This window comes from Kribbella sp. NPDC054772 (assembly GCF_053611945.1).
This window is the reverse complement of sequence record NZ_JBSHBJ010000038.1, coordinates 1-23775: the sequence shown is the minus strand read 5'-3', so window position 1 is coordinate 23775 and position 23775 is coordinate 1. Positions and strand designations below refer to the sequence as shown.

At 68.7% G+C, this 23775-nt stretch carries 17 protein-coding genes; 6 read left to right on the top strand and 11 right to left on the bottom strand.

The annotated features are described in order from the left end of the window. The first annotated feature begins 8 nt into the window (after positions 1–8). Positions 9–407 (top strand): DUF4870 domain-containing protein, encoded by a 399-nt coding sequence (locus ACWGID_RS36055; RefSeq protein ID WP_452203834.1) that lies wholly within the window; start codon positions 9–11, stop codon positions 405–407. 9 nt (positions 408–416) lie between these two features. Then, a complete protein-coding gene (locus tag ACWGID_RS36050) occupies positions 417–1232 on the top strand; it encodes a phosphotransferase (protein ID WP_452203833.1) in 816 nt (271 codons plus the stop codon). Here ACWGID_RS36050 and ACWGID_RS36045 read toward each other — a convergent pair. The 8 genes from ACWGID_RS36045 to arfA form a co-directional block, all read right to left on the bottom strand. Then, a complete protein-coding gene (locus ACWGID_RS36045; protein ID WP_452203831.1) occupies positions 1222–2100 on the bottom strand; it encodes an NUDIX hydrolase in 879 nt (292 codons plus the stop codon). The genes ACWGID_RS36050 and ACWGID_RS36045 overlap by 11 nt on opposite strands. Before the next feature lie 10 nt (positions 2101–2110). Further along, complete coding sequence (glgB, locus tag ACWGID_RS36040) at positions 2111–4339, bottom strand: 1,4-alpha-glucan branching protein GlgB (RefSeq protein ID WP_452203830.1); 2229 nt, start codon at positions 4337–4339, stop codon at positions 2111–2113. A 27-nt stretch (positions 4340–4366) separates the two neighbouring features. Then, on the bottom strand, positions 4367–5782 hold the full coding sequence (locus tag ACWGID_RS36035; RefSeq protein WP_452203829.1) for a maltokinase N-terminal cap-like domain-containing protein: 1416 nt from the start codon (positions 5780–5782) through the stop codon (positions 4367–4369). Next, positions 5782–7497: a maltose alpha-D-glucosyltransferase gene (gene treS / locus ACWGID_RS36030; protein WP_452203828.1), complete on the bottom strand. Its 1716-nt coding sequence runs from the start codon at positions 7495–7497 to the stop codon at positions 5782–5784. Before treS ends, ACWGID_RS36035 begins: the two co-directional genes overlap by 1 nt. A 286-nt stretch (positions 7498–7783) precedes the next feature. Next, positions 7784–8005, bottom strand: a complete 222-nt coding sequence (locus ACWGID_RS36025; RefSeq protein WP_452203827.1) for a hypothetical protein — start codon at positions 8003–8005, stop codon at positions 7784–7786. A gap of 121 nt (positions 8006–8126) precedes the next feature. Beyond that, the gene (locus ACWGID_RS36020; RefSeq protein WP_452203826.1) at positions 8127–8336 is read right to left on the bottom strand and encodes a hypothetical protein; all 210 of its coding nucleotides are present in this window, start codon (positions 8334–8336) and stop codon (positions 8127–8129) included. Between the two features lie 15 nt (positions 8337–8351). Then, on the bottom strand, positions 8352–8990 hold the full coding sequence (locus ACWGID_RS36015) for a sunset domain-containing protein (protein WP_452203825.1): 639 nt from the start codon (positions 8988–8990) through the stop codon (positions 8352–8354). 278 nt (positions 8991–9268) lie between these two features. Continuing rightward, positions 9269–10399, bottom strand: coding sequence for a channel-forming protein ArfA/OmpATb (arfA, locus tag ACWGID_RS36010; protein ID WP_452203824.1), 1131 nt, complete (start codon positions 10397–10399; stop codon positions 9269–9271). 231 nt (positions 10400–10630) lie between these two features. Here arfA and ACWGID_RS36005 point away from each other — a divergent pair, with 231 nt between their 5' ends. Next, complete coding sequence (locus tag ACWGID_RS36005) at positions 10631–11248, top strand: helix-turn-helix domain-containing protein (protein ID WP_452203823.1); 618 nt, start codon at positions 10631–10633, stop codon at positions 11246–11248. A gap of 43 nt (positions 11249–11291) precedes the next feature. On the opposite strand, the gene ACWGID_RS36000 is transcribed toward ACWGID_RS36005, so the two are convergent. Beyond that, positions 11292–12143, bottom strand: coding sequence for a type IV toxin-antitoxin system AbiEi family antitoxin domain-containing protein (locus tag ACWGID_RS36000; RefSeq protein WP_452203822.1), 852 nt, complete (start codon positions 12141–12143; stop codon positions 11292–11294). Between the two features lie 179 nt (positions 12144–12322). Then, on the bottom strand, positions 12323–16696 hold the full coding sequence (locus tag ACWGID_RS35995; protein WP_452203821.1) for a S8 family serine peptidase: 4374 nt from the start codon (positions 16694–16696) through the stop codon (positions 12323–12325). Between the two features lie 299 nt (positions 16697–16995). Here ACWGID_RS35995 and ACWGID_RS35990 point away from each other — a divergent pair, with 299 nt between their 5' ends. Together ACWGID_RS35990 and ACWGID_RS35985 are read left to right on the top strand one after the other, a co-directional pair. Next, positions 16996–17610, top strand: coding sequence for a winged helix-turn-helix domain-containing protein (locus ACWGID_RS35990; RefSeq protein ID WP_452203820.1), 615 nt, complete (start codon positions 16996–16998; stop codon positions 17608–17610). A gap of 10 nt (positions 17611–17620) precedes the next feature. Then, entirely contained in the window at positions 17621–18772 is a 1152-nt protein-coding gene (locus ACWGID_RS35985) for a threonine synthase (RefSeq protein WP_452203819.1), read from the top strand. A gap of 71 nt (positions 18773–18843) precedes the next feature. Here the strand turns inward: ACWGID_RS35985 and ACWGID_RS35980 are convergent, their stop codons facing one another. Beyond that, positions 18844–20832, bottom strand: coding sequence for an alpha-1,4-glucan--maltose-1-phosphate maltosyltransferase (locus tag ACWGID_RS35980; RefSeq protein WP_452203818.1), 1989 nt, complete (start codon positions 20830–20832; stop codon positions 18844–18846). Positions 20833–21034: 202 nt separating this feature from the next. Between ACWGID_RS35980 and glgP the strand changes: the two genes are divergently transcribed. Further along, positions 21035–23629: an alpha-glucan family phosphorylase gene (gene glgP / locus ACWGID_RS35975; protein ID WP_452203817.1), complete on the top strand. Its 2595-nt coding sequence runs from the start codon at positions 21035–21037 to the stop codon at positions 23627–23629. The last annotated feature ends 146 nt before the right edge of the window (positions 23630–23775 follow it).

Here is a 23775-nt window from a genome sequence, read left to right as displayed (position 1 = left end):
GAATCGGCGTGCTTGACTGGAGTATGAGTACGCCGAACTCCGGGCCACCGTTGTCGGCCTCGGAAGAACGCACGTGGGCGATGGTCGCGCACGTCGGGGTGTTCGTCGCGGCGTGGATCGCGATGGGGTTTCTCTGCCCGCTGATCATCTGGCTGGTGCTCCGCGGGCGCTCGGAGTTCGTCCGCCGGCACGCGGTGGAGTCGCTGAACTTCCAGATCTCGCTGCTGATCTACACCGCGATCGCGGTGGTGCTGATCGTGATCACGCTCGGTCTCGGGGTGCTGATCGTCGTACCGCTGATCGTGATCGGTGCGGTCGCGGCGGTGGTGTTCATCATCCTGGCGACGGTCGCCGCCTCACACGGCAGCGAGTACCGGTACCCCCTGACGCTCCGGCTGGTCCGCTAACCTCGCCCGGTGGAGCTCATCGGGCAGGGGATGGAAGGCGCGGTCTACGACCTCGGCGACGGGACGGTCCGCAAGGTCTGGTTCGACCGCCGCCCGGAGGACGTGCGGCCGTTGCAGGCGTTCCTCGACGAGCTGCCGCCGCTGCCGTTCCGGACGCCGCGGATCCGCGAGATCAGCACGGGCGAGAACGGCCTGGCGATCAGCGTCGAGGACAAACTGACCGGCGTACCTCTGCACGAGGCCGGACTGCCCGAGGAGCACGCACTGGACGCGTTCGTCGCAGTCGCCGAAGCGCTCCGAGCGGTTGGCCCCGGTCCGGCGAGCAAAGCGCTCCCCGTGATCAGCCAGCCGTTCTGGCAGGACACCTGGGGCCAGAGCCTTGCCGCACTGGTACGCCGTCGCGCAGCGGCCTCACGCCCGCACTTCGAGCGTGACGTGCCCGCTTTCGACGACAGGCTCGACCACATCACCACACAGCTCGAGAAACTGCAGGTCGACGAGCTGAGCGTCGTACACGGGGACATCTGTCGGCCCAACGTGCTGATGGACGGTTCCCGGGTCGCAGCGGTGCTGGACTGGGGTTTCCTCTCCACGGCAGGCGACAGCACGTTCGAGGCCTCGCTGGCGGCCGGATTCTTCGACATGTACGGCCCGGATGCCCGGCGCCTCGACGACCTGCTCGTCGACCGGTTCGAGAAGCTCGGGCACGACCGCGACCGGATGCGGCTCTACCGGCAGGCGTACGCGATCGTCACCGCGACGATCTACGACGAGAACGCGGGCGACGGGCACTACGCGTGGTGCGTCAGCCAGCTCACGAGGTGATCGGCGCGCCGTTGCTCAAGTTGTAGAGCTGGTCCGGCGCGGCCAGGATCATCGGCAGTCGCCGGGCGTTCAGCGGCGACACCAGGCCGGCCAGCTCTTCCGGGGCGTGCCACTGGACGTTGCGGATCTCGAACCCGTCCGGGTGCAGGCTGTCGATCAGCGACGGGTCGTGCACGCCGCCGTCGTACAGGATCTCGACGGCGTCGCCCCAGCCCTCCCAGCGCGGCAGCCAGTCGATGGCGAGGATGCCGAGCAGGGGCAGCGCCGTACCGAGTTCTTCCTGCATCTCGCGGGACGCACCGGTCGCCGGGTCCTCGTCCGGCTCGACCACGCCGCCCGGGAGCTCCAGATCCTTCTTGTAGCTGACCTGGCACAGCAGCACCCGCCCGCCGGTGTCGCGGACGACGACATGCGCGATCACCCGCTTCTTCGGCAGCGCCGAGTCCATCAACGCGGTCCAGCCGGTCACCGTGTCCGGACGCGGGTCGTCGACACGGCGCCCGTAGATCGCGACGTCCCGCCGCTCGCCCTCGACCAGCGCGGCGCCCCGCAGGATGCCCTCGCGGCGGAAACCGGACCGGATCGCGACCCGGGCCGACGAGTGCAGCTCCGCGTCCACCTCGACCTGCAGCCGCTCCAGACCGAGCTGCGCGAACGCGTACTCGGACAGCAACCGGACAGCACGCTGCGCGAGGTCCGAGCCGCCGTCGAGTGCCCACACCACGAGGCCGACGCCCGGCGTGGTCCGCCGTACCTCGATCGTGCCGATCGGTTCGCCGTTCTCGACGTCGAACGCGACCAGCTGTGGATCCTCGCGGAGCAGTCGCAGGGTCAGGTCACCATCAGTCAACGGCGGTACGGCGGTCACGCCGTGAACGCTACCCGGTGAAGCGCAGGTACACGGTTGCCAGGGGTGGTACGGACAGCTCCGCGCTGGTGGACATGCCGTGCCACTCCGGGCCGTTCGCCTCCACCGCGCCGTAGTTGCCCACACCGGAGCCGCCGTAGGAGTTGGCGTCGGTGTTGACGGCCTCCTCCCAGCGCCCGGCGTACGGGAGGCCGAGGCGGTAGCCGTGGTGCGGCACCGCGGAGAAGTTCGCGATACACGCCACGGCCGGTTCGCCGTCGTCGCCGTACCGGACGAAGGAGAAGACGTTGTTGCCGGCGTCGTTGGCGTCGATCCAGCTGAACTTCTCGGCGTCGTGATCGGTCCGCCAGAACGCCGGGTTGTCCTTGTAGACCCGGTTCAGGTCGCGGATCAGGTCCTGCAGGCCCTTGTGGTCACTGTGGTCCAGCAGCCACCAGTCCAGCTCGCCCTTCTCCGACCACTCCGACTCCTGGCCGAACTCACAGCCCATGAACAACAGCTGCTTGCCCGGGTGCGCCCACATCATCGCCAGGTACGCGCGCAGGTTCGCCAGCTGCTGCCAGCGGTCACCGGGCATCTTGCGCAGCAGCGAGCCCTTGCCGTGCACGACCTCGTCGTGCGACAGCGGGAGGACGAAGTTCTCGGAGTACGCGTACATCATCGAGAACGTCAGTTCGCTGTGGTGGTACTGCCGGTGCACCGGCTCGTGCTCCAGGTAGTGGAGCGAGTCGTTCATCCAGCCCATGTTCCACTTGAAGCCGAACCCGAGCCCGCCGAGGTGCGTCGCGCGGGTGACCCCCGGCCAGGACGTCGACTCCTCGGCGACCGTGATCACGCCCGGGACCCGCTTGTAGAGCGTCGCGTTCATCTCCTGCAGGAACGACACGGCCTCCAGGTTCTCGCGGCCGCCGTACTGGTTCGGGACCCACTGGCCCTCGCCGCGCGAGTAGTCGAGGTACAGCATCGAGGCGACCGCGTCGACCCGCAGGCCGTCGATGTGGAACTCCTCGGCCCAGTAGATCGCGTTCGCCACCAGGAAGTTCCGCACCTGGGGACGGCCGAAGTCGAAGACCAGCGTGCCCCAGTCGGGCTGCTCGCCGCGCCGCGGGTCCGGGTGCTCGTAGAGCGGCGTCCCGTCGAAGCGGGCCAGCGCCCAGGCGTCCTTCGGGAAGTGCGCCGGGACCCAGTCCACGATCACGCCGATGCCGGACTGGTGCAGCTTGTCGACCAGGAACCGGAAGTCGTCCGGGTCACCGAAACGCGACGTCGGAGCGAAGTACGACGTCACCTGGTAGCCCCAGGAACCGCCGAACGGGTGCTCCATCACCGGCATGAACTCGACATGGGTGAAACCCATCTCGTTGACATAGGCAACGAGCTCGTCGGCCAGTTCGCGGTACGACTTGCCCTTCCGCCAGGAGCCGAGGTGCACCTCGTAGACGCTCATCGGCTCGGCGTACGCCGCGGTCGCGGCCCGCCGCTCCAGCCAGGCGGCGTCCTCCCACTCGTACGCCGACTCGTGGACGACGGACGCGTTCGCCGGGGGAGTCTCGGCCAGGTTGGCCATCGGGTCGGCCTTCTGCCGCCAGACGCCGTCGCGGCCACAGATGTCGAACTTGTACCGCGTACCTGGGCCGACACCCGGGACGAACAGTTCCCAGACGCCGGAGCCGCCGAGCGAACGCAGCGGATGCGCGCGGCCGTCCCAGAAGTTGAAGTCGGCGGTCAGCCGGATGCCCTGCGCGTTCGGGGCCCAGACCGCGAACGACGTACCGGTGATGGCACCCGACGGGCCGTCGTAGCGGCGGACGTGCGCGCCGAGGACGGTCCACAGTTCCTCGTGCCGGCCCTCACCGATCAGGTGCAGGTCGACCTCGCCGAGCGACGGGAGATAGCGGTACGGGTCGTCGATCTCGGTGGCCGGCCCGTCGGTGTAAGTGACCTCGAGGCGGTAGTCCGGGACCTTGTCGATGTCCAGGACGCCGACCCAGACCCCCTCGTACTCGTGCCGGAGCTCGAGACGCTGGTCGTCGTACAGCACGGTGACGCTGTTCGCGTACGGACGCAGCGCGCGCACCGTGACGCCGTGGTCGCCGAGGTGTGGGCCGAGCACCTGATGCGGATCGTGGTACGTCCCGGCGACGAGCTGTTCCAGCACGGTCCGATCCACCGGAACCGCGGTCACCACAGGCCGGTCGGCCGACGCCGGCGGTTCCTCGAAAGCTTCACGCTCTCCCATCAGGAAAACCTCCTACTACTGCTCGGCCTACTGCTGCTCGGCGAGGTGGGCTGCGGCGGAGAGGGGGATCTGGAGCCAGGTGGGGCGATTGCGGGCCTCGTAGAGAACCTCGTAGATCACCTTGTCGGCCAGGAAAGCGTTCAGCAGAACCTGCTGCTGACGCGGGTCGGTGCCCGCGACCTCGGCGTACCCGTCGCAGAAGGCCTGCTGGTTGCGGGTCGCCCACTCGGCCGCGCGGTACGCGATCTGCTGGTCGCCCCGGTGATCCTCGAGCAGCGACCGGGCCGCGTAGTCGAACGAGCGCAGCATCCCGGCGATGTCCTTCACCGGGGTGTCCAGCGCGCGCCGCTCGATCAGCGACTTGGCCGGCTCGCCCTCGAAGTCGATCAGCTTCCAGCCGTCGATCGTGCGCAGCACCTGGCCGAGGTGGAAGTCACCGTGGATCCGTTGCACCGTCACCGGCTGCCCGTACGCCGCCAGCGCGTCGAACGCTCGCGCCAGACCACCGGCGTACGGCGCGAGCTCGGGGATCGCAGCGGCCGCAGTGTCGAGCCGGCGGCGCATCGCGTTCGCGTGCTCGACCAGCTTGGCCGGCTCCCAGAGGTCGGTGCCGAGCGCCTTGGCCAGCTCCGAGTGCACCTGCGCGGTGCTCGCACCGAGACGGTGCGACTCGGGCGCGAAATCGCCGCCGACCTCTTCGGCGTGCAGATCGGCCTCGGCGTACAGGTCCCGCACCGACGACGTCGCGAACGACCAGCCGTCGGTGGCGTTGCTCTGGAAGGCCGTCATCATCGCCAGCTCACCGGAGTCGGTGCCGCCGCCCGCCCGCGGCCACCGACCGCGTGCGGACCCCAGCACCTCCGGGACCAGCTCGGACCCGGCCTCGGTGAGCGCCGACTCGATCTCGACCCCGGGGTTGCTCCCGGGCTCGAGCCGGCGGAACACCTTCAGCAGCGCGACGTCGCCGAACACCAGCGACGTGTTGCTCTGCTCGACGGTCAGGACGAGCGACTGCGCGTTCTCCGGTACGACGATGTTGTGATCCGGAGCCTGGACGGGATGGAACTCCAGCCCGTCCAGCTGCCGTCCGTGCGTGAGCCCGTCCAGCCAGTACGGCGTCGCCTCCTTGTCGTGGAGGGCGTCGTACACCCAGACCTCGGTGTCGCCGAGATCCGGCTCCACCCACTCACCGACCAGCGCGTGGCCGAGGTTCTCGACCGGTGCACGGTGGTAGCTGAGCGGTAGCTGGTACACCCGGATCGGGTTCTCCGCCCCGGGTGGACCCGCACAGTAGACGAACCCGATCCGGACCGCGGGCCAGGCGCCCTCGTCCGACAGCCAGACAGATCCGGCCATCGCTTCGACGTGGACGTCGTGTCCCTTCTCGCCGAACCACCTCTGGCCCGCGCAGAAGGACTGGACCTGGTCCAGATGCGAACTCACTACATGCTCTCCTCGTGGTCAGCCGGCTTCGCCAGCCGGAACCAGTAGAAACCGTGGGCGCCGAGGGTCAGAAGGTAGGGCAACTCCCCGATGGTCGGGAAGTGCACACCGCCGAGCAACTCGATCGGCTCCACTCCTTGCCACTGCCGAAGATCCAGCTCGATCGGCTGCGGGAACCTCGACAAATTGTTCACGCACAGCACCACGTCGTCGCCGAACTCGCGCACGTAGGACAGCACGCTCGGGTTGGAACCCCCCAGATCCGTAAAAGTACCCATGCCGAAACACGGGTGCTGCTTGCGGGTCTGGATCATCCGGCGGGTCCAGTGCAGCAGCGAGGAGGCGTTCTCCATCTCGGCCTCGACGTTCACCGCCTGGTAGCCGTAGACCGGGTCCATGATCACCGGCAGGCTGAGCTTGCCCGGCGTCGCGGTGGAGAACGAGGCGTTCCGGTCCGGCGACCACTGCATCGGCGTCCGGACGCCGTCGCGATCACCCAGCCAGATGTTGTCGCCCATGCCGATCTCGTCGCCGTAGTACAGGATCGGGGAACCCGGCAGGCTGAGCAGCATCGCCGTGAACAACTCCATCTTGTTGACGTCGTTGTCCAGCAGCGGTGCGAGCCGGCGGCGGATGCCGATGTTCGCCTTCATCCGCGGGTCCTGCGCGTACTCGCCCCACATGTAGTCGCGGTCCTCGTCGCTGACCATCTCGAGCGTGAGCTCGTCGTGGTTGCGCAGGAAGATGCCCCACTGGCAGGTGTCCGGGATCTCCGGCGTCTGCGCGAGGATCTCCGAGATCGGGAAGCGCGACTCGCGGCGTACCCCCATGAAGATGCGCGGCATCACCGGGAAGTGGAACGCCATCTGGCACTCGTCACCGCCCGAGTCGCGGTCACCGAAGTACTCGACCACGTCGGCCGGCCACTGGTTCGCCTCGCAGAGCAGGACGCGGTCCTCGTAGTTCGCGTCCACCTCCTTGCGGACCCGCTTCAGGAACTCGTGGGTCCGGGGGAGGTTCTCGCAGTTCGTGCCGTCGGTCTCGAACAGGTACGGCACCGCGTCCAGGCGGAAACCGTCGACGCCGAGGTCGAGCCAGAACTTCAGCGCCTCGATCATCGCGTCCCCGACGGCCGGGTTCTCGAAGTTCAGGTCCGGCTGGTTCGCGTAGAACCGGTGCCAGAAGTACTGTCCGCGCACTGGATCCCAGGTCCAGTTCGAGGACTCGGTGTCGACGAAGATGATCCGCGCGTCGGCGTACATGTCGTCGGTGTCGGACCACACGTAGAAGTCGCCGTACGGACCCTCGGGGTCCTCCCGCGACGCCTGGAACCAGGGGTGCTGGTCCGAGGTGTGGTTCATCACGAAGTCGACGATCACCCGGATGCCCCTGGCGTGCGACTGCTCCAGGAACTGGGCGAAGTCCGCGACCGTGCCGATCTCCGGCATCACCTCGGTGTAGTGCGAGATGTCGTAGCCGCCGTCGCGCAGCGGCGACGGATAGAACGGCGGTAACCAGAGACAGTCGACCCCGAGCCACTCGAGATAGTCGAGTTTCTCGGTCAGGCCCTGCAGGTCGCCGATGCCGTCGGCGTTCGAGTCCTTGAAGGACCGCACGAGGACCTCGTAGAAGACGGCCCGCTTGAACCACAGCGGGTCACTCTTCGTCAGTCCGTGGTGCTGCTCCGGCAGCATGTCGGTCACGCTCACCTCCATCGGGTGTCTCCAAACCTAGCGGTACTACGGCTTGCCGCCACGACGTGACGACGCTGTGTGTGGAGCCGCCCAGGCGTGCAGTGTTTCCCGTACCCCGTTACGGCGTACCTAAAAGGGGACATAGTGCACGAATCCGGACGATTCCGGTGCTGTGGTGACGCCGTCGGTGGACGGTTCCGCAAGGCGTTCCGCACAGTCTGACGGCCCTTTGCCAGTACAAGCAAATGGGGCTCGCGGATGGATCAGCACCCGCGTTCTCGAGCAGCTTCGGACCGGGTCAGGTCGCTCAGCCGCGAGGTCCGCGACCGTCGTTGTGACGCTCGGCCGACGGTGGTTTGCGCGCCTTGCCCCGGCCACGCCAGGAGTTCGGACGCTTCCGTACGGCGCCGCGCGCGTCCGCGACGCCGACCCGCGGATCGACGCCGGTGCGTCGCTCGCCGGGCAGGATGATCGCATCCGGTTCCAGCGGCTCCGACGGACCGGCGGGTTCGGAATCCTCGCCCGCCATCACGGCACCTCGACGGTCACGACGACCGGTTCGGGAACGCCCACCTGTTCGGCCCTCCTTGCGGACTGCACGCCTACCACGCTGTTGTCGTGATCGTAGGTCCGCGGCGGGGTCAGAACGGCTACGGAATCTCCACGTCGACGACCAGTTGATCGGGCAGGCCCGAGTCGGCGACGGCTTCGACGACCGCGTCCCGGAGATCCTCGAGCGCCGCTTCGCGGGTCGGGCCGTCGGTGTGCAGGAACGCGTCCGGCGTCAGGGCCGCCTCGGCGATCCAGATGCCGTTCTCGTCTTCCTCGACGACGTACGGGATGTGAAGCTGATGGCGCACAGCGGCTCCTGGAGATCAGTCGCGGGGGTCGGCGGCCTTGCGCGGCCGGCGGACGTATTTCGTGAAGCCGGCGCGTTCGGCGTCGGCCTCGCTACGGAACCAGACCTCGGGTTTGGTCCGGCCGTAGTACGGCGAGTCGGGAGTGTGGAACAACATCGACTGGGCGTTGCCCTTGATGGTGAACCCGTCCGGCGGACCCTGGTGCGGTACCGCGTCGGCCGACCCCTCACCGTAGCGTCCGGGGGGCGCGGCGGCGGGGATCTCGGGCTGGATCCGCGGCGGTGTCGCAGCAGGCTCTACGTCGAACAGCGTCGGCTCCGTCGACTGCGGCTGTTCCTGCTGCTGTTCCGTCGGCTGCATCGAGTGCATCGACTCTGGTGGGTGGGTCGGCTCCATCGGCTGGGAGAAGACCGGTTCGGGTGGCGCCGCGCGCCGTTCCTCGACGGTCGCCGCGCCGACGAGGACGGGCTCCTTCTTCTCTTCCTCCACCACAGCGGCGGGGACGAGAGACGTGGCGGGCCGACGTCGGTCCAACAGGACCCAGGTGATCGCCGCGCCGAGGAGGAACGCGAGCAGCGCGCCCAGCCAGTTGTCCCGCAGCAGCCAGCCCATCAGCGGACGCCGCCCGACGGCCGGAGCCGGTGCACCAGCCACGCGACCGCGCTGCCGAGGACGAACGCGACCAGCAACACGATCCAGACCTGTGCGATCAGCCAACTCATGCAATCCCCTACGAAAGCTGTGGACCACCGATCTCGACAGTCCGTGACCCTACTCCGTCTTGCACCGTCCCCGCACTCCAACCCGACGGAATGCGAGTCGCGTTCGTCGTCGGCGTGCTGGTCGCCGGACCGCGCGATGCCTTACGCAGCAGGCGGTTCGTCGTCTACGCACTGGCCGCGGTTGGTTCACCGGGTTGGGCCGGTGGGTTGTCAGCGGGGGCGGATCTCGACGCGGCGGTTGGCGATTCGGCCGGTGCCGGTGGTGTTGGAGGCGATCGGGAAGGACTCGCCGTACCCGTTCGCCAGGATCCGGTTCGGGTTGACGCCGAGCTTGACCAGTTGGGTCTTCACCGCGGCCGCGCGGCGCTCGGACAGCGGCAGGCTGGTGGCCGGCGAACCGAGGTCGTCGGTGTGACCGGCGAGCTCGACGCGCGCCGTCGTACAGGACTTCAGCAGGGCGGCGGCGCGGATCACCGACGGCTTCGAGGCGTCGTTGACGATCGCCGTACCGGACAGGAAGTTGATCTTGTACTGCCGGCTGAACTCGGCCAGACGCGTCGGGAACGTGCGGCACGGCTCGCTCACCGCAGGCTTCGCCGGCGCCGGCAGCTTGAGCTGGTCCGCCACCACCGCGCCCGGTACGGCCTTCGCCGCGGCCCGTCCGACCGTCGCCTTCGTCGCCTGGTCGGGCACCTGGCCGGACAGCGTGATCGTGTCGCCGTCGTACCGCACCGAGGCGTCACCGGTGCCGATCGCGAGCGCCCGGAGCAGCGCGGACACCGCCGACGCGTCGGCGATGCCGTTGGCCGGATCGATCGTCGTGCGGTCGTCGTACTCACGGTCCTCGCCGCGCACCTGGTCGACCTCGGCGGCGATGGCTTCCTTGACCGCCTGGCTCCGCACCGGCGCCTGCACCCGGATCGCCTGGTTCGTCCGCCCGACCTCGAACGGCGGTACGTCGGACTCCTCGACCGGCACCGTCGACGGCGCGATCGGCGGTGACGTCGGAGTGGTGGCCGGTGTTGTAGGCGTGCCGCCGGTCGCCGCGCTGGACGCGCCGTTCATGATCTCGACCGATCGGACGCCGTCGACACCCGCGACAATCTCCCGGACCTTGCCGGGATCGACGTCCGGCGGCAGCGCGACCTTGGCGTCGCGGCCGTCGAAATCGACCGAGCGGGTCTCGATGCCGCGGGCCTGCAGGGCGGCGAGCGTGCGGTCGCGCAGATCGTCCTCGGTGGTGCCGGCGCGGGCCGGAACCAGCACAGCGGTCAGCAGCACAGGGACTGCGAGAGCAGCGAGCAACCAGATGACGAGCGGCCGCCGAACCAGACCGGGCACTGTTCCTCCGTGAATGCGGTCAGAGTGGCCGTGCGCGAGGAGACTACTCCGCTGCGCAGGTTCGGCGCACACCCGGCGCGGGAGCGTCGCGATCTTCGTCGGGGATTTCCTGTCGTGTCTCGGACAGGACGCATATGTGCCAGCCGGGTGCGCGTGGAATCCCTTGACTTAGTTCGTGCCGTGAACCGTACTTGTGGCGGGGCGGGTTTCGACTGGGAGGGGCTTGCTGTGATGTCGCTGGAGAGGTCGTCCGACTCGTCATTGATCATCGGCGTGGCTGCGTCCACGGCCGAACGGGTACACCTGGCTCGCCTGCTCGGCGAAGCCGACGCCCTGTTGCTGGTGTCGAGCGCCGACCAGGCACGCGCGTTCCTGGAACTGACCGGTGTAAGCGTGGCGCCGAGTCCATCCGTCACCATGCCGCAAACCATCGACCGCCACACCAAGATCAAGGCGGTCGCAGCAGCTTCGCCGACCACCGTCTCGACAGCCGCGCTGTCAGCAGCTGCTGCACCGGCAGACTCGGCAGCCGTGGTCGCGGCAGCTGCGCCGGCGCCGGTGGGGGAGTTGCAGTTGGACGTGGATCGCAGGGTTGTCCGCTGGAGGGACCGCGAGATGCCACTGACTCCGCTGGAACACGACTTCCTGCACTGCTTGGTCGCGGAACCCGGCCGCGTCTGGACCTACCAACGCCTCCACCACGCCGTCTGGGGCAACGAGCACCTCGGCCGCGGCTCGCACATCCACTCGGTCGTCAAACGCCTCCGCCAAAAACTCACCCACCTCGGCGCCACCGTCACCATCCACGCCGTCCGAGGCGTAGGTTTCCACCTCCTCCCGGCTGCCTAACTCTCCCTCCGCCCGATCGGACTGGGGAGTCCTGCTGATCGATTCAGGTGCACAGCACTCCCCAAACCAACCGGGCACGTGCGGGAGCACGGGGTAGGGGAGGCGGGCCAGCGTCCTCGTGTCCGGCCCGCCCGTCCAGTTCGACGATCAGGTCGTAGTTGTACTCGGCATCGCGATACACAACACCACGTACGCCGTTCACGCGAACCTGACGCCGCGCGGTCGGAAGCCCGTGCGCCCGCTCGACCCTCCGCAAGTACACGAGCTCCAGGAACGACTCGACTCCCTCAGCAGCATCACGCAGTACCTGCACCAAAAGCCCACGCCGCGGAAGGCGACACATCCGATCCAGTTCACTCAGCAGCCGCGCCGGAGTCGTACGCCGCTGCCGGCACACGTCAAGCACCAGCGCAGCGGCACCATCCGCAGTCGCCCGCCGACCCGCAACCGTCAACACCGCCACCTCGAGCCGCACGATCGGCGGCTCCCGCGACTCGACCACCCGCTGCGCGAAACCACGCGCCCGGCTGATCACAACACCATCCTCACCACGCACCCTCCGCCCATGCGGCACCTCCAGCCGAACCACCTCATCCCGAACCCCAACACCCCGAACCCCAACAGCCCGAACCCCGTCGTCTCGGTCCGAAGAGATCCCGTAGCGCCGGAGCGCGGTCTCGCCGGCCAGCGCGGCCTCCGGCCCGTACGCGAGCCACGCGGCCCACACCCGCGTCTCCCACGGCACCGGCCCCGAGAAGTCGACGTACGCACCCCGATACACCCGCTGGATCCGCCCAGCCCGGCATCGCACGGCAAGCGACCGATCCGAGATCCCCCAGGCCCGCGCCTGCCCCCGACTGAACGCTCCTTCCTGTCCCTCAAGCACTTCACGCATGCTCCCTTCCACACCCCAGAACATGCACCCCTCGCCACCCTTCCCTCGCGCCAACTTCGCGCCTGTGGACAACGTCGGGGCGACTGGGGAGTTCTACATGTCGTTCCAGGTGCACAAACCTCCCCACAAGGCCTCGGCCCCGGACCGAGGTGGTCCGGGGCCGAGGGATGGGGCTGGGGTTACTTGATCGACTTCAGGGCGAAGTCTTCGGTGACGGGGGTGCCGGCGACCAGCTTGGTGGTGCGGGTCTGGGGCTTGTAGCCGTCCTTCGCGGCGATCAGGGTGAGCGGGTTGTTGCGACGGTCGAGCCAGTACGCGTACTTACCGTCCTTGTCGGTGATGAACGTGTAGGACTGCGCCCACGAGTCCACCTCGACGATCGCGCCCGGGAGCGGGGCGGAGGCGCCGGACGTGCTGACGCCCGTGACGGTGCCGAGCAGCTTGCTCCAGGTGTTCGGCGGAGTGACGTTCATCGTCACGCCGACGGCCGGGACGGAGTACGGCGTGTTCTCGCCGATCGTCACGGCACCGCTGTAGGCACCCGGCTGGTCGACGCTGGCGTTCAGCGTCACCTTGACGGTCGTCGACTGTCCCGGGGCCAGGGTGACCTCGGTCTGGTCGAGCGACAGCCAGCTCACGTCGGCCGACGACTCGGTGCAGTCCTCGAGACCCGGCAGGGCCTCACTGTCCGCGGTCGCGTTGAAGCTGCCGGACGAGCCACCGATCTTGTAGAAGCCACACGCCGCACCACCGCGGTACCGCGGCAGGTTGGCGTTCGGCAGCGCGGACCAGGCCTCCGCCGACGGGTCGTACGCGAACCCGGCGTTGGTGACCGCACCGGCCTGGACACCGCCGACGACCAGCAGCTTCCCACCCGCGACGGCGTACGACGCCGCCCAGTGGTCGGCCGGAGCGTCCGCGATCGCGGTCCAGGAGTCGGCTCCCGGGTCGTAGACGTACGCGTTCTTCAGCGAGTTGGTGCCGTCGTTACCGCCGGCGCAGTACAGCTTGCCGTCGATGGCACCGCAGGACGCGAACGCGACCGACTTCGGGTAGTTCGCCAGCGTGTCCCACGCGTTGGCCGTCGGGTCGTAGCGGACGACCGTGTTGCTCATCGGGGTGCAGTTGGCGCTGGTGCAGCCGCCGACGGCGTACAGCTTGCCGTCGAGCACGGCCTGACCGGCCGCGGCCCGCGGGGCCGGGTTGGCGGCCAGTGCGGACCAGGCGTTGGCGGCCGGGTCGTAGGCCCAGGTCTCCGCCGCCGGGCCGGAGGCTCCCCAGCCGGAGCTGGCGACGATCTTGCCGCCGACGACACCCACGGTGATCGCGTTGCGGGCGCCGGGCAGCGGGGCGATCGCGGTCCAGGCGAGCGTGGCCGGGTCGTACACGTAGCTGTTCCCGGTCGACGCACTACCGTTGCCACCGGCAATCGAGTAGGTCTTGCCCTCGAGGCTGACCACCCGGTTGTCCATCACGCTGGCCGGGTAGTCGGCGATGTCGGTCCACGGAGCCGCCTGCGGCTGCGCGACGGCCGGCGCGGCGCCGGTCTTGCCCGACAGCATCCGGGCGAACGAGGTGTTGACGGCGAGCCGCTGCAGCGGAGCACCGACCCCGTTCTCCACCTCGGCCTTGGTGGTCTTGGAGCCGTTCGCGTTCTCCAGGACGAAACCGCTGTCCTTCTCACCGAACTTCACGTCGACGTCGGCACCGCCGGTGTTCTTGACGGTGAACGACTTGGTGACCTTGCCCGCCGGCAGCTTCAGGCTGCCGGTGATGCTGCCCGGCGTGACGGTCAGCTGACCGGCCTTCAGCGTGTAGTCGGCGGCCGTGGTCCAGTCCGCCTCGACCCCGACGGTCGCGGTCGAGCTGACGTAGTTGCCGGCCTTGGCGGTGAAGCCCTGGTTGCCGTCCGCGGACGAGTACAGCCAGTAGAAGCCGTCGTCCAGGCCGGTGTCCTCGGGCGTCGCCACGGTGGTCGCACTGTCGCCGCTGCCGTCCCGGGTGACGGTCGCGCCGTTCACGAAACCGCCGGTGTTGGCGTCCTTGACGTTGCCGACGACGATGCCGCCGCCGGTCGGCACACAGGTGATCTGGCTGCCGATCAGGACGTTGTCGACCTGCCACCACCATTCGTACGACGCGTCGTAGTAGTGGAACCGCACCTGGACCGCGGACTTGCCGGCCGCCTGCGGGATGGCGATCTCCTTGACGCCGCGGAGGTCGGCGGCCTGAGCGGCTACGTTGCTCCAGGTGGCGCCACCGTCGATCGACAGGTCGACGTCGGCCTTCTCACCGCTGAGGTAGTTCAGGTCCTGGTTGAACCGGATCACCGGAGCGGTGACCGAGCTCAGGTCCACGACCGGGCTGACCAGCGACGTGTCCTGCGACCCGCCACCGCCGTACTTGTCGCTGTCCACGACCGCGAACTTGCCGCTGCCGCCGGACAGGTTGCCCCGGTTGCCCGGGTCGTCGAACTTCCAGACCTGACCGTTGCCCTTGCCGTCGACCACGGTCCAGCCGCTCGGCGCGGCACCGGAGTCGAAGGTCTCGTAGACGCCGTCCGAGCCGAACTTGTAGCCGGGCGCCGTGGCGCACGAGTTCGAGTCGGCCGGAACGGTGATGTTCTTGGTCAGGTTGCCGCTGCCGACCGTGATCGGCTGGCTGACGGTGGTGTAGCCCGGGTACTTCGCCTCGACCTTGAGCGAGTACGCCGCACCGGACGGCACCTTCAGGCTGTACCGGCCGTTGCTCGGGGTGGTGTAGTCGAACACGCCACCCGGACCCTCGACCGTCACCTTCGCGTACAGCGGCCAGCCGTGGCCGGAGCCGTCCGTGACGGTGCCACCGACACTCACCTGCGGAGTGCTCTCCAGGGCGAAGTTCTTGGTGGTGGTCTGACCGGTCGTGATGGTCGCGGTGCTCGTAGCGGTCTTGTACCCGAAGGACGCGACCGTCAGGTCGTAGTCACCGGCCGGAAGGACCGACGAGAACGTGCCGTTGCTGCTGGTGGTCAGCGTCTTGTCGGGCTGACCGGCGGTCTTGATCGTCACGCTCGCGCCGGCCAGCGCCGCGCCACCGGTGGCGGCGGTGACGGTGCCGGACAGCGTGCCGGTGTCGCCGATCGGCGCGGCGCCGACCAGCGCCAACGCGTCCAGGCGGCCCTGACCGAAGACGTTGTTGTTCGCGTCGGTGCCGCCGCACTGGCTGTCCGGCGTGTCGATCGCGGTCTGGTTCAGCAGCGCGCGGGTGGCGGCGACGTCACCCTTGAGGGTCGGCGAGGCGGACCACAGCAGGGCCACGGTGGCCGTCAGGTGTGGCGTCGCCATCGACGTACCGTTGAACGCGCCGTAGGTGTTGCCCGGCAGGCTGGAGCGGACGTTGACACCGGGGGCCGAGATGTTCGGCTTGATGGTGCCGTTCTGGCCCGCACCGCGGCCGGAGAACGACGCGATGTTGTTGTTGATGTCGTAGGCGCCGGCCGAGTAGTTGCTGGTCAGGCTGCCCGGCGAACCGGAGCTCTGACAGGCCGAGCCGCTGTTGCCGTTGGCGAACGCACCGAAGATCCCGGACGCGGTCCAGGCCAGGGTGATGTCCTCCATGAACGGGTCGTTCGACGGCAGCGTCGAACCCCACGAGTTGTTGATGACGTTCGGCCGCTTGCTCGCGTCCGGGTTCTGCCCGGCGAGGTCGGTCGGCTCGAGCATCCACTGGCCGGACGTGATCAGCGCGGCGTCGCTCGGGCAGCAGCCGTTCGCGGCGATCCACTTCACGCCCGGGGCGACACCGATCTGGTTGCCCGCGCCGTCGTCGCCGACCATGGTGCCCATCGTGTGGGTGCCGTGGCCGTTGCCGTCGGACGGTGCGTTCGGCGAGGTGCCGGCCGCGTCGAACCAGTTGTAGTTGTGGTCGAAGGTGCCGTCACCGTTGTTCCCGCGGTACTGGTGCACCAGCGCCGGGTGGTCGTACTGCACACCGGTGTCGATACTCGCGACGACGATGCCTTCGCCCTTGTCGCCGTACTGCGACCAGACCTGGTTCGCCTTGATGTTCGCGACGCCCCACTCGACCGACTGGATCGCCTTCTCCTGCTGGCCGGGCGTGACCTTCGGTACCTCGATCTGGACCGGCGCGTAGAGGCCCTCGACCTCGCTGTGGGTGGCCAGGTTCTGCGCCAGCGCCAGCGATCCGCTCTCGATCCGGATCGCGTTCGTGCCCCAGAACGACTGGTACTTCACGTGTTGCGCGTCCAGCTCGGCACGGATCTTCGCCTGGCTGTCCGCGGCGGCCTTCTTCAGCGCGGCGGCGACCGCCGTACCGCGCTCGTTCCAGTTCGTGATCCTGCTCGCGGCGGTCAGGTCGGCCTTGGTGCCGAACCGGACCCAGTAGTCCGTCGCGGCCTTGGCGTCCTTGCCGTCGAGCTTGGACATCAGCTCCGGCTTGATCTTGGCGGCCGGTGACGGTGTGGCTTCGGGTTTGGTGGGCGGTGTCGCCTGGGCCTGGCCGGCGGCGGCCATCCCGGTCGCGACGACGGCTGCCGCCGCCAGGACACTCACCAGCGATCTGGCGAGTCCCCTTCGTGGTTGATGTGACATCTCTGCAGCCCCTCACTTGAAACGACCCCGAGTCGACTCCCCCGAGTCATCTGCTGCAGGAGGGCGCGGACACGCTGCGTGCCCCCCGGGCTGCGGCATGTGACACCGCAAGCCTGACGTGGAATCTATGTGTCAGAACAACGTGGTAACAAGCACAGTTGGTGAGCAAGATGTGACTAGCTGTCGCGCCGATCGAGGCAACGTGGGCAAACGTTGGCAGTCCGTTGACGATCCGAGGCAGATGTTGACATCGTGACCAGATGGTCACCGCCCGTGTCCCCGCCCCTGCGGACGTCGATCTGACCAGCACCGGACGTGAGTCGTTCCCGCTCCTGATCGCGGTCGCGGCCTCGGCTGAGCAACGCGTCCAGCTGGCCGAGCTCGTCGACGACGTCGCCCCGTTGCTGCTGGTCTCCAGCCTCGACGAACTGCGCAAGCTGCTCGTGCCCGCGCACCCGCCACCACCGGCCGCGCCCGAGCAACCCGATCCGTCGGAGCCCGACACGGTCGAGGCCACCACGGTCGCGGCGGCCGGCGCCCGCGACCACCCCGAGGCCGACGTACTCGCGATCGATCGGGGCCGGTCGGTCGCCCGCTGGCGTGACCGGGAGATCCCGTTGACCGAGCTCGAGCACGATCTGCTCACCCGGCTGATGTCGGTCCCGCTGCGCGTCTGGTCGTACGACGCCCTGCACCACACCGTGTGGCGGGACCGGAACATCCGCGGTACCGCCGACGTGCACTCGGTGGTGAAACGCCTGCGCCGCAAACTCGACGAGCTCGGTACGACGGTCACCATCGACGCCGTTCGCGGGATCGGGTTCCGGCTCACCGATCACCAGCGCCCGACGATCACCGATCTGCGCGCGGGGTAGTTTCTCGGGAGTGACCTTCTCTGCGCTGAGCCATCTCGAGTGCCCTCGTTGTGGAGCCACCCACGACGCCGACCAGATCATCGGCCTGTGTCCGTGCGGATCACCGCTGCTCGCGAGGTACGGCGTACCGACTCTGCAGAAGGAGGACCTGGCCGCGCGGCCGCCGGACCTGTGGCGGTATCACGAGCTGCTGCCGGTGCGGTCGCCCGACAACGTGGTGACGCTGGGGGAGGGGATGACCCCGCTGCTGCCGATGCCGCGGTACGGCGCTGAGCTCGGTGTCGACCGTCTGCTCATGAAGGACGAGGGGCTGATCCCGACCGGGACGTTCAAGGCCCGTGGTGCGGCGGTCGGGGTGTCTCGCGCGTACGAGGTCGGCGTCCGCAAGATCGCGATGCCGACGAACGGGAACGCCGGCTCCGCGTGGGCGGCGTACGCGGCGCGGGCCGGGATGGAGGCGCTGATCGCGATGCCGATCGCGGCCCCCGAGATCTGCCGGCGCGAAGTGACCGCGGTCGGCGCGCGGCTGCAGTTGATCGACGGGCTGATCGGCGATGCGGCGGCTTATGTGCGGACCCAGGAGGGGTACTTCGACGCGTCGACGCTGAAGGAGCCTTATCGGATCGAGGGCAAGAAGACGATGGGCCTGGAGATCGCCGAGCAGCTGAACTGGCAGCTGCCCGATGTGATCGTGTACCCGACCGGTGGCGGGGTCGGGATCATCGGCATCTGGAAGGCGCTGAACGAGCTGCTCGAACTCGGCTGGATCGAGGGTCCGTTGCCGCGTTTGGTCGCGGTGCAGTCGACCGGCTGCGCGCCGATCGTCCGCGCGTGGGAGAAGGGCCTGCCGGAGAGCGAGCCCTGGGTGGACGCACAGACCGTTGCCTTCGGCATCACCGTCCCCAAGGCCCTCGGCGATTTCCTGGTGCTCCAGGCGCTCGCGGAAACCGGCGGCTGCGCGATCGCGGTCGACGACGCCGACATCCTCGCCGAACTCCACACCGCGGCCCGCCTCGAAGGCACCTACATCTGCCCCGAAGGCGCCGCCAACTTCGCCGCCATCCGATCCCTCCGCGCCACCGGCTGGATCCACCCCGACGACCAGGTAGTAGCCCTCAACACCGGCGCCGGCCTCAAATACCCAGAAACCGTCCCTCTGTAGGCGGTTGGGCCCCGAGGTTGGGAAAGAAGAGGTCACTCAGTGACGTTTTCTTTCCCAACCGTCAGGTCGGATCAGGCTTGGCCGCGGCGGACGGCGAGGATGTGGGCGGGTTCGGCGTTGGGGTCGAGGCGGATGTAGTTGCTTTGGCCCCAGCGCCACGTCGCGCCGCTGATCTCGTCGTACACGGTGAAGGTGTCCTCGGGGCGCATGCCGAGGGCGGCCATGTCGAGGTGGACCATCGACTCGCGGACCGAGTGCGGGTCGGTGTTCACGACCACGATCACGGTGTCGCTGTGGCCGTCCGGTGCGGTCGAGCGCTTCGAGAAGCACATGATCGCCTCGTCGTCGACCGAGTGCAGGGTGAGGTTGCGCAGCTGCTGCAGCGACGGGTGCCGGCGGCGGACGTTGTTCAGCAGCGTCAGGTACGGCGCCAGCGAGCGCCCCTCGGCCTCGGCGGCCGCCCAGTCGCGCGGGCGGAGCTGGAACTTCTCGGTGTCCAGGTACTCCTCCGAGCCGGGCCGCAGCGCAACGTGCTCGAACAGTTCGTACCCGGCGTAGACACCCCAGGCCGGCGAGGACGTGGAGGCGATCGCCGCGCGGATCTTGAACGCGCCCGGACCGCCGTACTGCAGGTACGCCGTGAGGATGTCCGGGGTGTTCACGAAGAAGTTCGGCCGCAGGTAGTGCGCGCTCTCCTCGGTGAGCTCCTGCAGGTACTCCTCGAGCTCCCACTTCTCGTTGCGCCAGGTGAAGTAGGTGTACGACTGGTGGAACCCGACCTTCGCCAGTTCGCGCATCATCGGCCGCCGGGTGAACGCCTCGGACAGGAACACCACGTCCGGGTCGGTCTTGCGGATCTCGCCGAGCAGGTACTCCCAGAAGTTCACCGGCTTGGTGTGCGGGTTGTCGACCCGGAACACCGTGACGCCCTTGGAGATCCACAGCTTCACGATCCGCAGTACCTCGGCGTAGATGCCTTCGGGATCGTTGTCGAAGTTGATCGGGTAGATGTCCTGGTACTTCTTCGGCGGGTTCTCCGCGTACGCGATCGAGCCGTCGGCGCGGACCGAGAACCACTTCGGGTGTTCCTTCACCCACGGGTGGTCCGGCGAGGCCTGCAGCGCCAGGTCGATGGCGACCTCGAGACCGACCTCGCGGGCGCGGCCGACGAAGTACTCGAAGTCCTCGAAGGTGCCGAGCTCGGGGTGGATCGCGTCGTGCCCGCCGTCCTCGGAGCCGATCGCCCACGGCGAACCCGGGTCGCCCGGCTTCGGGTCGAGGGTGTTGTTCGGGCCCTTGCGGAACGAGTGGCCGACCGGGTGGATCGGCGGCACGTAGAGGATGTCGAAGCCCATCTTCGCGACGGCCTCGAGCCGGTTCGCCGCGGTCCGGAACGTGCCGGACTTCCACTCGCCGGCTTCCTCGTCGTACTCCGCGCCCTCGGAGCGCGGGAAGAACTCGTACCAGCTGCCGTACAGCGCGCGGGTCCGGTCGACCCACACCGGGTAGGTCTCCGACGACGTGATCAGCTCGCGCACCGGGTAGCGCCCGAGGGCCGACCGTACCTGCGGCGAGATGCCCGCGGCCAGCCGTGCCTCCGGCGGCAGCGCGCCGTTCGCCAGCGCGTGCGCGGCATCGCTCAGCGTGCCACGGTCCGCGCGGACGGCGGGCGGTACGCCGGCTGCGGCGCGATCGAAGAACGCGGCGCCCTCGGCGAACATCAGGTCGACGTCGAGCCCGGCTGGCACCTTGATCTCGGCGTTGTGCCGCCAGGTCCCGTACGGGTCGCTCCAGCCCTCGACCGCGAACGTCCACGCGCCCTGCTCCTGCAGGGTCACGTCGACGGTCCAGCGGTCGGAGCCCTGACCGGCCGGCGTCATCAGCATCCGTCTGGTCTGTCCCGACGGCGAGGTCAGTACGACGTTCGCGTTCACCGCGTCATGGCCTTCTCGGAAGACCGTGGCCGCGATGGTGAACGTCTCGCCGACCGCGGCCTTCGCCGGATACGCTCCGGCGTCGACTGTGGGGGTGACGTCGGTGATCGGGATGCGCCCAGTCATGGCGTGGATGAACTCCCTGGCTGATGTGATCTGCGAAACGTGCAGATCCGGCGGACGGGTGAGTAGGTCGAGGTCTACAGCCCTGACGTTATCGGTTCCCAGTACCTCGCTGTGACATGCCGGACTGCAAAATCTTGCTCGCGTTGCAAGATCGATGCATGCCGAGGGTGTTCTCCGGCCCCCGGGCCGGTACGGTGTCCCGGTGCGAGCGATACGACGATTCTCCGTCCGCCCTGTCCTGCCCGAGCCGCTGACCGGTCTGGGCACCCTGGTGAACAACCTCCGTTGGGCCTGGCACCCCGAGACGCAGGACGTCTTCGAGGCCGTGGACCCGCAGCTGTGGCGGAGCACCGGCGGTGACCCGGTCAAGCTGCTCGGCGAGGTACCGGCGGCCCGGCTCGACGAGCTGGCCAACGACCACGCTTTCCTGCGCCGGCTGGAACTGGCAGTAGCCGACCTGGACAGCTATGTGACCGAAGACCGGTGGTTCCAGACCGCGGGCGGTTCGCCGCTCGACGCGGTCGCCTACTTCTCCCCGGAATTCGGCATCACCCATGTGCTCCCGCAGTACTCCGGCGGTCTCGGCATCCTCGCCGGTGACCACCTGAAGGCCGCGAGCGACCTCGGCGTCCCGCTGATCGGTGTCGGTCTGCTGTACCGGCACGGCTACTTCGCGCAGTCCCTGAACCGCGAGGGCTGGCAGCAGGAGCGTTACCCCCTGGTGGACCCGGACGGGCTGCCGATCAGCCTGCTGCGGGATGGTGACGCACCGGCGACCGTGACCCTGACGCTGCCCGGCAACCGGCAGCTGCACGCGCAGATCTGGGTCGCCCAGGTCGGCCGGGTGCCGCTGCTGATGCTCGACTCCGACATCGAGGAGAACGAGCCCTCCGAGCGCGAGGTCACCGACCGGCTGTACGGCGGTTCCACCGAGCACCGTCTGCTCCAGGAGCTGCTGCTCGGCGTCGGCGGTGTGCGCGCGGTCCGTACGTACTGCCGGATCACCGGTCACGCGGCGCCCGAGGTGTTCCACACCAACGAGGGCCACGCGGGCTTCCTCGGCATCGAGCGGATCCGCGAGCTGGCGACCGACAAGGACCTGGACTTCGACACCGCGCTCGAGGTCAACCGTGGTGGCACCGTGTTCACCACGCACACCCCGGTGCCGGCCGGTATCGACCGGTTCCCGGTCGAGCTGATCCAGCAGCACTTCTCGCCGGACGTGTTCGGCCCGGAGGTCCCGATCGAGCGGATCCTCGAGCTCGGCGCCGAGGACTTCGAGGGCGGCGACCCGGCGCTGTTCAACATGGCGATCATGGGTCTGCGGCTGGCGCAGCGCGCGAACGGCGTGTCCAGGCTGCACGGTGTGGTCAGCCGCGGGATGTTCGCCGGGCTGTGGCCGAGCTTCGACTCGATCGACGTCCCGATCACCTCGATCACCAACGGCGTGCACGCGCCGACCTGGGTGGCGCGGGAGATCCACGACCTCACCTACGCGAACTACACCGCCGACGGCGACTCCGTGTTCGAGGGTCTGGACAAGACCACGGACGCGCAGATCTGGGAGACGAAGCGGCTGCTCCGCCAGCGGTTCATCGACGACACCCGGTCGCGGGTCCGGCAGTCCTGGCTGAACCGCGGGGCCAGCGACGCCGAGCTCGGCTGGGTCGACTCGATCCTGGACCCGGACGTGCTGACGATGGGCTTCGCCCGGCGCGTTCCGTCGTACAAGCGGCTGACGCTGATGCTGCGCGACCCGGAGCGGCTGAAGGCGCTGCTGCTGCACCCGGAGCGTCCGGTGCAGATCGTCATCGCCGGCAAGGCGCACCCGCACGACGAGGGTGGCAAGAAGCTCATCCAGGAGATGGTCCGGTTCGCCGACGACCCGGAGGTCCGGCACCGGATCGTGTTCGTGCCCGACTACGACATCGCGCTCGCGCAGCCGATGTACCCGGGCTGCGACGTCTGGCTGAACAACCCGCTGCGTCCGTACGAGGCGTGCGGCACGTCCGGCATGAAGGCCGCGCTGAACGGTGCGCTCAACCTGTCCATCCGCGACGGCTGGTGGGACGAGTGGTACGACGACGAGTTCGGCTGGCCGATCCCGTCGGCCGAAGGCATCGAGGACACCGACCGGCGTGACGACCTCGAGGCGCACGCGATGTACGACCTGATCGAGAAGCAGGTCGCGCCGCGGTTCTACGACGGTGAGGTCCCGGGCCGCTGGATCGAGATGCTCCGGCACACCATCAAGGAGCTCGGGCCGAAGGTGCTCGCGACCCGGATGGTGAAGGACTACGTCGAGCAGCTGTACGCGCCGGCGGCGCAGTCGTCGCGGTCGCTGAACTCGACGTACGAAGGTGCTCGCGAGCTGGCCGGGTGGAAGCAGAAGGTTCGCGCCGCCTGGCCGCAGATCCGGGTCGACCACGTGGAGCTCCAGGGTCTCGGCGACGTCCCGCAGTTGGGGACGACGGTCGGGATCCGGGCGTTCGCCGCGCTCGGTGACCTGGCGCCGTCCGACATCTGCGTCGAGGTCCTGCACGGCCGCGTCGACACCAACGACGAGATCACGGACCCGGTCCGCGCGTCGCTGGCGCTGGCGGAGACCTACGAGGGCAACCGGCACCGCTACGACGGCGAGCTGAAGCTGGACCGCACCGGTCCGTTCGGTTACACCGTCCGCGTCGTCCCCAACCACACCGGCCTCGCCAGCGTCGCCGAGCTCGGCCTCGCGGCCGGCCCGTCCGACCCCGACGACCCGGATTCCCCCGACCTCCCCGCCGGCTCAGAGTTCTGAGCCACCCCCCCAGAAAAGACACGCCCCCGCCTGCCTCACCAGGCGGGGGTGTTTTTGTGCGACCGGCAGCTCGACAGGAGGTGTCCGCCGAACGGCGACCCCGCCACGCTCAGCGGCCACGCCGATCCCGCCCAATCCACCAACAC